The following is an 8,338-nucleotide window of genomic DNA, read 5'->3' as shown; positions in this document are numbered from 1 at the left end:
GCGGGTGTTGCGCAACGAGTTCGCCGGCCGCTGGGCGGGGCGCGAGGCAACGCTGGCCGGCGACGAGCACGCGATCGCGGAGCTGGCGGCCGGTATCGCCGCCGAAGACCAGCGGATCGCTCCGGTCGACGCCGGCCAGGGCGTGGGACTGCTCAGCGCGAGCCGTCCGGTGGCGGTGGTCGTCGATGAGCTGTGCGCCGGGGCGCAGCGACTGTTGGCCCGCTGGGGCTAACCGGGGGCGGGACGCTCACCGGCGGTCAGCACCACACAGCACCGAGACGGATCGGGCGCCAGGCGGGCCCGCGGGCAGTACGGCCTCAGCGCATCGGCGACGCCGCTGATCAGCGCGAGATTCATGGTGCAGGCCAGTTCTGTCTGGGACTGGGCCAGTGCGTGAAACGGGCAGTTGGCCAAATACACCTCGCCGCTGCCGTCGTCACGCGGCTCGTAGCCGTGGTCGGTGAGCACATCGGCGGCCAACTCGAGGGCGGCGGCGGCGTCGGCCGGTGGTCGGTCCGCCGTGGCAGCCCTCCCGAGTTCGCGGCCGTAATCCCGGGCCCGTCGGTCGAGCGCCTGGATTGCCGGTGTGCCGGTACGGGCGGATTCGGCGATCGCATCGGCCATCAACCGGCCCGCCAGTTCATATTCCCGCGGCGGCAGGCTCACCGCGATCTCGCTCGGGGAGCGCCGGTAGCGCTTCGATGGGCGGCCGGCGCCGGGACCTGAGCGACCGGTCAACCGGGCATAGTCGCTCACCAGCAGGCCGTCGGCCTCCAGTCGGTCCAGATGGAACTTGGCCTGATGGCGGGCAATCCCGGTGGCCGCGGCAGCCTCGTCACGGCTGACCGGGGCGGCTTGGGAGGCGACGAATCGATACAGCTCGCGACGAACCGGGTCCGCGAGGGCACCGATCCCGGTCATGTTGCGGTCCAGATTGGCCATCGGCAGCAGATTTCTATCGGAGAAAGGTCTTGACGTTAGATTCAGGTCGTTCTAACGTTCAAAATATTGATATTTAGAAGCGAGGAGGATGTTCATGAGTGCCACCAATCTGGGCTCACCTGCCCTTTCGGAGCGGTTGAAGGACCCGGTGTTCGAGGCGTATTTTCTGCTGCGAACGCTGTTCACGGTCGCCCCGATCCTGTTCGGTCTGGACAAGTTCTTCAATCTGCTGACGCACGTCCCCGGAGGCGCGGGCCCGAGCCACTGGGACAAGTACCTTGCCGGCTGGATCAATGACATCCTGCCAGGCAACGGCGACCAGGCCATGTACCTGATCGGCGTCATCGAGATCGTCGCCGGGGTCCTGGTCGCGGTCGCGCCGCGGATCGGCGCCTGGGTGGTGGCGGCGTGGCTCGCCGGCATCATCGTCGACCTGCTCACCTTGTCCGGCTACTACGACGTCGCGCTGCGGGACTTCGGTCTGCTGGTCTCCGCCGTGGTGCTGGCACGGCTGGCCCAGGCCGTGCATGTCCGTCGTGTGACCTGACGCCGCCCCAGTCCAGCTCGCGGCCGCGCCACGGCCCACCGGACCGCGGCGCGGTCGCGCCATATCGGGACGTCAGATCGCCCGCAGATAACGCCTGGCGATGACGCGCTGCGCCGCCGAAGCCACCGGTCCGGCTGCCCTGATCCACCACGTGTCAGGCCGGGAGAACGCCCGCACCTGTGCGTGGACCGTCTCGTCGGCGGGGTCGTAGCGCACCGAGAACAACTCCTCACCGGATTCGGGGTGTCCCGGCAGGGTGCCGTAGGCGAAGCCGCGGCGATCGGGCTCGGACACCACGTAGACCACCCGGCACGGTGCGCTGAGCAAACCCATCCGCACCACCACTGTCGCGCCCACCGTGGCGACGTCGCTGTCGGCCCGCACCCCCAGACCGGCGCCGCGCTGCATTCCCCAGTGCAGCACCGCCTCGGCCGCCTGCTCGAACCGCTGCCGGCCGCGGCCGATCGGGGCGGCGTGTTCCAGATGCTGATACCCCGCGGGCAGCGCCCCGGCGGTGGCGCCCACCTCGGCGTAGGTCAGCGGTAGGTCGCGCAGTCTGCTCAAGTCCACCGCACCAACCCTGCCATCGCGGGCGTGGCGTACACCCGGTAATCACCTGAACGTTAAATAGACGCGTGACAGCCACACATGCCGGCGGCGGTTTCAACCCGCCCGAACCGACCCAGAAGGGCGGGCCGGACTACGGCCGGTTCCTCGAGACGATGCGTGCGCTGCAGGACCACGCCCGAGCCGCCGACGCCCCGGACGAGGTGTTCAGCCGGGCCGCCGACGCGCTGCAGGACGTCTGCGACCTGTTGGCGCCGTTCGACGGCGACGAATGGTCCTCGCCGTCGGGGCGCCGGCTGGATCTGCCGATGCGCGGCAACCTGCTGGCGGTGCCGATGAAGCTCAGCAGGACCGGGGACGGCCGGCTGCGCGGCTGGGCCCGATTCCGGCGCTTCCACCTGGGCCGCAACGGCGCCGCACACGGTGGCGCCATCGGCCTGCTGTTCGACTCCGTGCTGGGAACCGCGTCGTGGCTGCTGACCGGCGGGCCCTACCAGCGCACCGCCTATCTGCATGTCAACTACCGCAACATCGTCCCGATCGACAAGGAGCTGCAGGTCGAGGCGTGGATCAGCCGGACGGAGGGGCGCAAGATCTTCGTCGGGACCTCGCTGCGTGACGGCGATACGGTGCTGGCCGACGGCGAGGCGCTGTTCGTGGTGCTCAAGCCCGGCCAACCGTGACGGCGGCGTACTCCCGAGCGGTCGGTCACGAAAGCCCCGATAGCATGGTCGCGGACGTTCGACCACCTCGCATCCCCTTGGAGACCACCCCATGAGCGCGCCCGCACCGATCCGGGTTCCTGCCGGCACCACCGCCGCCGATGCGGTGCGCGCGGCGGGCCTGCCCAGCCGGGGGGCGCCGGATGCGATCGTCGTGGTGCGCGACGCCGAGGGCAAGCTGCGCGACCTGAGCTGGATTCCCGACGCCGACGCCGAGGCGACCCCGGTGCCGGCCGACACCGAGGACGGCCGCAGCGTCATCCGGCACTCCTGCGCGCATGTGCTGGCCCAGGCCGTGCAGGACTTGTTCCCGGGCGCCAAGCTCGGCATCGGCCCGCCGATCACCGACGGCTTCTACTACGACTTCGACGTGCCCGAGGCCTTCACCCCGGAGGACTTGGAAAAGCTCGAGAAGCGGATGCGGGCGATCATCAAAGACGGTCAGCTGTTCGCCCGGCGGGTCTACGAGTCCAAAGAGGCCGCCCGCGCCGAGTTGGCCGGCGAGCCCTACAAGCTCGAGCTGGTCGACGACAAATCCGGCGACAGCGACATCATGGAAGTGGGTGGCGACGAACTCACTGCCTACGACAACCTGAATCCCCGTACCCGGGAACGGGTTTGGGGTGACCTGTGCCGCGGCCCGCACATCCCGACCACCCGCTTCATCCCCGCGTTCAAACTCACCCGCTCCTCGGCCGCCTATTGGCGCGGCGATCAGAACAACGCCAGCCTGCAGCGCGTCTACGGCACCGCGTGGGAGTCCCAGGAGGCCTTGGAGCGTCACCTCGAGCTGATCGAGGAGGCCCAGCGACGCGATCACCGCAAGCTGGGCGTCGAGCTGGACCTGTTCAGTTTCCCCGACGAAATCGGTTCGGGCCTGCCGGTTTTCCATCCCAGGGGCGGGATCATCCGCCGTGAGCTGGAGGACTACTCGCGGCGCAAGCACATCGAGGCCGGCTACCAGTTCGTCAACACCCCGCACATCACCAAGTCGGCGCTGTACGAGACCTCCGGTCATTTGCAGTGGTACTCGGAGGGCATGTACCCGCCGATGCACATCGACGCGGAGTTCGCCGAGGACGGCACCGTTCGCAAGCCCGGCCAGGACTACTACCTCAAGCCGATGAACTGCCCGATGCACCACCTGATCTTCCGGTCGCGGGGGCGCTCCTATCGGGAACTTCCGTTGCGGCTCTTCGAGTTCGGCAGCGTCTACCGCTACGAACGTTCCGGTGTGGTGCACGGGCTGACCCGGGTGCGCGGCATGACCCAGGACGACGCACACATCTACTGCACCCGGGAGAGCATGCGCGAGGAGTTGGCCTCGCTGCTGCGCTTCGTGCTCGACCTGCTGGCCGACTACGGCCTGGACGACTACTACCTGGAGCTGTCCACCAAGGACCCGGAGAAGCACGTCGGCTCCGACGAGGTGTGGGAGGAGGCGACCGAGACGCTGCGTGAGGTAGCCGAGGCGTCCGGGCTGACACTGGTGCCCGACCCGGGCGGCGCGGCGTTCTACGGCCCCAAGATCTCGGTGCAGGTCAAAGACGCCCTCGGCCGCAGCTGGCAGATGTCGACCATTCAGCTCGACTTCAACATGCCCGACCGGTTCGAGTTGGAGTACACCGCAGCCGACGGCACCCGGCAGCGTCCGGTGCTGATCCACCGGGCGTTGTTCGGCTCGATCGAGCGATTCTTCGGTGTGCTGACCGAGCACTATGCCGGAGCCTTCCCGGCCTGGCTGGCGCCGGTGCAAGTGGTCGGCATCCCGGTGGCCGACCAGCACGTGGGATACCTGGAGGAGATCGCCGCGCAGCTGCGCAGCCACGGGATACGGGTCGAGGTGGACGCCAGCGACGACCGGATGCCCAAGAAGATCGTCAACCACACCAACGCGCACGTGCCGTTCATGCTGCTGGCCGGCGACCGCGACGTCGACGCCGGGGCGGTCAGCTTCCGGTTCGGCGACCGCACCCAGATCAACGGTGTGCCCCGCGATGACGCGGTCGCGGCGATCGCCGGCTGGATCGCCGCGCGGGACAACACCGCGCCGACCGCGGAGACGGTCAAGACGGGCCTGAAGGCGGGCGAAGCGACATGACCGGCGACCAGGGCGGTGAGGACGGGATCGTCGACACCGGCGCCGGTGACCCCGACCGGTTGGAACGGCTGTGGACCCCCTACCGGATGACCTATCTGGCCGAGGCGCCGCTCAAACGTGCGGCGTCCGGGTCGGCACGGTCCACCAGGCCGTTCACCGACATCCCGAATATGTCCGATGAGGACGGACTGGTGGTGGCGCGCGGCGAGAACGTCTATGCGGTGCTTAACCTCTACCCGTACAACCCGGGCCACCTGATGGTGGTGCCCTACCGGCGGTTCTCGGAATTCGAAGACCTCACCGAACCCGAGGCCGCCGAACTGATGACGTTCATCCAGAAGGCCATCCGGGTGATCAAGGCGGTGTCGCGTCCGCACGGGTTCAACGTCGGCCTGAACCTGGGCGAGTCGGCCGGTGGTTCGCTGGCCGAGCATCTGCACGTGCACGTGGTGCCCCGCTGGGGCGGCGACGCGAACTTCATCACCATCGTCGGCGGCTCCAAAGTGATCCCGCAGTTGCTGCGTGACACTCGCCGGCTGCTCGCCGACGAGTGGGCGCGACAGCCATGAGCAGGCTGCCGTTCCTGTCGCGGGCGAGGTTCGCCGGTATCACCACGCCGGTGGCACGGGCCTTCCTGCGGGCCGGGCTCACCGCCGACGTCGTCACGATCATGGGCACCGCCGGTGCGGTGCTGGCCGCACTGACACTGTTCCCCACCGGCCAATTGTTCGCCGGCACGCTGGTGGTCTGGTTCTTCGTGCACTTCGACATGCTCGACGGGGCGATGGCCCGGCTGCGCGGCGGCGGCAGTGCGTTCGGCGCGGTCCTGGACGCCACCTGCGACCGGATCAGTGACGGTGCGGTGTTCTGCGGGCTGGCGTGGTGGGCGGCGTTCGGTCTCGACAGCGCCCCGCTGGTGGTCGCCACGTTGATCTGCCTGGTGACCTCGCAGGTGATCTCCTACATCAAGGCGCGTGCCGAAGCCAGCGGGCTGCGCGGCGACGGCGGTTACATCGAACGCCCGGAACGGTTGATCATCGTGCTGGTGGGTGCCGGCCTGTCCGATCTGCCGGTGTACCCGCTGCCGTGGGCGCTGCATGTGGCGATGTGGCTGCTGGCGGTGGCCAGTCTGATCACCTGCGCGCAGCGGCTGCACACCGTGCGCACCTCACCGGGCGCGGTGGAGCCCCGGCCGGAAGCCGACGGCGAGGGAACCGCCGGATCGTGACCTTCATCCCGAGCGGTCTGCGAGTTCCCGGGCTGAGCCAACTGGACGCCTGGGCCACCGATGCCGGGTTCGCCGCAGGCTGGATGATGGTGCGCGCGTTGCCGGAATTCGTCGCCCGCAACGCATTCGACGCCGGCGCCTTGTTCGCGGCCCGCGGCGGGGGACCCGAGCAGCTGCGCAAGAACCTGGCCCGGGTGCTGGGCGTGGCGCCGGCTGAGGTGCCGTCGGGGCTGATGCGGGCTTCGCTGGCGTCGTACGCCCGGTACTGGCGCGAGGCGTTTCGGCTGCCCACCATGGACCACGCCGAGCTGGCACGCCGGCTGCACGATTCGGTGCAGGGCCAGCAGCACATCGAAGCCGCATTGCGGGCCGGGCGTGGCGCGGTGCTGGCGTTGCCGCACAGCGGCAACTGGGACATGGCCGGGGTCTGGCTCGCCCAGACCCACGGCGGGTTCACCACCGTCGCCGAGCGCCTCAAACCCGAGTCGCTCTACCGGCGCTTCCTCGACTTCCGGGAAAGCCTGGGTTTCGAGGTGCTGCCACTGTCCGGCGGCGAACGCCCGCCGTTCGAGGTACTGGCCGACCGTCTGAGTGCCAATGGACTGGTCTGCCTGATGGCCGATCGCGACTTGACCCGCAACGGGGTGGCGGTCGAGTTCTTCGGTGAGACCACCCGGATGCCGGCCGGGCCGGCCAAACTCGCTGTTGCAACCGATGCGGCCCTGCTGCCGGCGCACTGCTGGTTCGACGGCGCGGGCTGGGGGATCCGGATTCATCCGCCGCTGGAGTGCGGCAGCGGTGACGTCGGGGTGATCACCCAGGCGCTGGCCGACAAGTTCGCCGAGGGCATCGCCGCATACCCGCAGGACTGGCACATGATGCAGCCGCAGTGGGTGATCGATCTGCCTGAATCGCGACGGGCGCACCTGGGGGAGAGCTGATGCGGATCGGCATGGTCTGCCCCTACTCGTTCGACGTGCCGGGCGGGGTGCAGGCCCATGTGCTGCAGTTGGCCGAGGTGCTGCGGGGCCGCGGGCATGAGGTCAGTGTGCTGGCGCCGGCCTCACCGCATGTGGAGCTGCCCGACTACGTCGTCTCGGCCGGCAAGGCCGTCGGGATCCCCTACAACGGCTCGGTGGCCCGGCTGCAGTTCAGCCCGGCCGCGCACCGCAAGGTCAAGAAGTGGCTCATGCGGGGCGATTTCGACGTGTTGCACCTGCACGAGCCGAATGCCCCCAGCCTGTCGATGCTGGCGTTGAACGTCGCCGAGGGCCCGATCGTGGCCACCTTTCACACCTCCACGACCAAGTCGTTGACGTTGAGCGTGGCCCAGGGCCTGCTGCGGCCGATGCACGAGAAGATCATCGGCCGCATCGCGGTCTCGGACCTGGCGCGCCGCTGGCAGATGGAGGCGCTCGGATCCGACGCGGTCGAGATCCCCAACGGGGTCGACGTGGCCGCGTTCGCCACGGCGCAGCCGCTGCCCGGCTATCCCCGAACCGGCCGTACGGTGTTGTTCCTCGGCCGCTACGACGAACCCCGCAAGGGAATGGCGGTGCTGCTGGCGGCGCTGCCGGCGCTGGTCGAGAAATTCGCCGACGTCGAGTTGCTGATCGTCGGCCGCGGGGACGAGGCCGAATTGCGCAGCAATGCGGGCACATTGGCGAAACATCTGCGGTTCCTGGGTCAAGTCGATGACGCCGAGAAGGCATCGGCGCTGCGCAGCGCCGACGTTTACTGCGCACCGAACACCGGCGGGGAGAGCTTCGGCATCGTGCTGGCCGAGGCGATGGCCGCCGGCGCGGCGGTGGTGGCCAGCGACCTGGATGCCTTCCGCCGGGTGCTGCGCGACGGACAGGCGGGCCGGCTGGTGCCGGTCGACGACCACGCGGCGCTGGCCGCGGCCCTGATCGAGGTGCTCGACGACGACGCGCTGCGGGCGTCGTATGTGGCAGCGGGCAGTGAGGCGGTACGGCGCTTCGACTGGTCGGTGGTGGCCGATCAGATCATCCGGGTCTATGAGACGGTCGCCGGCGTCGGCCGCAAGGTCTCGGTGGGCGAGTAGATGGGCCCGACGATCCTGGCTACCGTGCTGGTGCTGGTCGCCGTGGCGCTGCTGGCCGCCACGGTGGGCTGGGCCTACCAGACCGCCAGCCGGCTCAACCGGCTGCACGTACGGTGCGACCTGTCCTGGCAGGCACTGGACGCGGCCCTGGCGCGCCGTGCCGTGG

The 8,338-nt window shown here is 69.2% G+C and carries 9 protein-coding genes and 2 pseudogenes; 9 read left to right on the top strand and 2 right to left on the bottom strand.

Translation table 11 applies throughout. From position 1 onward, the window contains the following. Positions 1-232, top strand: a pseudogene (locus DQP56_RS20650) (nitronate monooxygenase); the annotation flags it as partial. On the opposite strand, the gene DQP56_RS20645 reads toward DQP56_RS20650, so the two are convergent. Further along, positions 229-942, bottom strand: coding sequence for a helix-turn-helix transcriptional regulator (locus DQP56_RS20645; RefSeq protein ID WP_112688630.1), 714 nt, complete (start codon positions 940-942; stop codon positions 229-231). The pseudogene DQP56_RS20650 and the gene DQP56_RS20645 overlap by 4 nt on opposite strands. Positions 943-1,036: 94 nt before the next feature. On the opposite strand from DQP56_RS20645, the gene DQP56_RS20640 reads away from it, so the two are divergent. After that, positions 1,037-1,489, top strand: coding sequence for an Rv2617c family stress response/phage resistance protein (locus DQP56_RS20640; protein ID WP_112688632.1), 453 nt, complete (start codon positions 1,037-1,039; stop codon positions 1,487-1,489). Between the two features lie 72 nt (positions 1,490-1,561). Here the strand turns inward: DQP56_RS20640 and DQP56_RS20635 are convergent, their stop codons facing one another. Next, positions 1,562-2,059 (bottom strand): DUF1990 domain-containing protein, encoded by a 498-nt coding sequence (locus DQP56_RS20635; RefSeq protein ID WP_112688628.1) that lies wholly within the window; start codon positions 2,057-2,059, stop codon positions 1,562-1,564. Between the two features lie 65 nt (positions 2,060-2,124). Between DQP56_RS20635 and DQP56_RS20630 the strand changes: the two genes are divergently transcribed. The 7 genes and pseudogenes from DQP56_RS20630 to DQP56_RS25390 all read left to right on the top strand — a co-directional run. Continuing rightward, complete coding sequence (locus DQP56_RS20630; RefSeq protein ID WP_112688626.1) at positions 2,125-2,739, top strand: PaaI family thioesterase; 615 nt, start codon at positions 2,125-2,127, stop codon at positions 2,737-2,739. A gap of 91 nt (positions 2,740-2,830) precedes the next feature. Continuing rightward, the gene (gene thrS, locus DQP56_RS20625) at positions 2,831-4,879 is read left to right on the top strand and encodes a threonine--tRNA ligase (protein WP_112688624.1); all 2,049 of its coding nucleotides are present in this window, start codon (positions 2,831-2,833) and stop codon (positions 4,877-4,879) included. Beyond that, positions 4,876-5,448 (top strand): ATP adenylyltransferase, encoded by a 573-nt coding sequence (locus tag DQP56_RS20620; protein WP_112688622.1) that lies wholly within the window; start codon positions 4,876-4,878, stop codon positions 5,446-5,448. Before thrS ends, DQP56_RS20620 begins: the two co-directional genes overlap by 4 nt. After that, a complete protein-coding gene (pgsA, locus tag DQP56_RS20615; protein ID WP_112688620.1) occupies positions 5,445-6,107 on the top strand; it encodes a phosphatidylinositol phosphate synthase in 663 nt (220 codons plus the stop codon). Before DQP56_RS20620 ends, pgsA begins: the two co-directional genes overlap by 4 nt. Positions 6,108-6,124: 17 nt before the next feature. After that, complete coding sequence (locus tag DQP56_RS20610) at positions 6,125-7,048, top strand: phosphatidylinositol mannoside acyltransferase (protein WP_234825755.1); 924 nt, start codon at positions 6,125-6,127, stop codon at positions 7,046-7,048. Then, a complete protein-coding gene (locus tag DQP56_RS20605; RefSeq protein ID WP_112688616.1) occupies positions 7,048-8,172 on the top strand; it encodes a glycosyltransferase family 4 protein in 1,125 nt (374 codons plus the stop codon). Before DQP56_RS20610 ends, DQP56_RS20605 begins: the two co-directional genes overlap by 1 nt. After that, positions 8,173-8,338 (top strand): annotated as a pseudogene (locus tag DQP56_RS25390) (exopolyphosphatase); the annotation flags it as partial.

This window comes from Mycolicibacter senuensis (genome assembly GCF_003284925.1).
Taxonomy (GTDB): Bacteria; Actinomycetota; Actinomycetes; order Mycobacteriales; family Mycobacteriaceae; genus Mycobacterium; species Mycobacterium algericum_A.
This window is presented reverse-complemented; position numbering and strand designations above follow the sequence as displayed.

Excerpts from the sequence above, each read along its gene's own strand:
- thrS (WP_112688624.1), top strand. The coding sequence starts at position 2,831 with ATGAGCGCGCCCGCACCGATCCGGGTTCCTGCCGGCACCACCGCCGCC.
- DQP56_RS20640 (WP_112688632.1), top strand. The coding sequence starts at position 1,037 with ATGAGTGCCACCAATCTGGGCTCACCTGCCCTTTCGGAGCGGTTGAAG.
- DQP56_RS20645 (WP_112688630.1), bottom strand. The coding sequence starts at position 942 with ATGGCCAATCTGGACCGCAACATGACCGGGATCGGTGCCCTCGCGGAC.
- pgsA (WP_112688620.1), top strand. The coding sequence starts at position 5,445 with ATGAGCAGGCTGCCGTTCCTGTCGCGGGCGAGGTTCGCCGGTATCACC.
- DQP56_RS20605 (WP_112688616.1), top strand. The coding sequence starts at position 7,048 with ATGCGGATCGGCATGGTCTGCCCCTACTCGTTCGACGTGCCGGGCGGG.
- DQP56_RS20620 (WP_112688622.1), top strand. The coding sequence starts at position 4,876 with ATGACCGGCGACCAGGGCGGTGAGGACGGGATCGTCGACACCGGCGCC.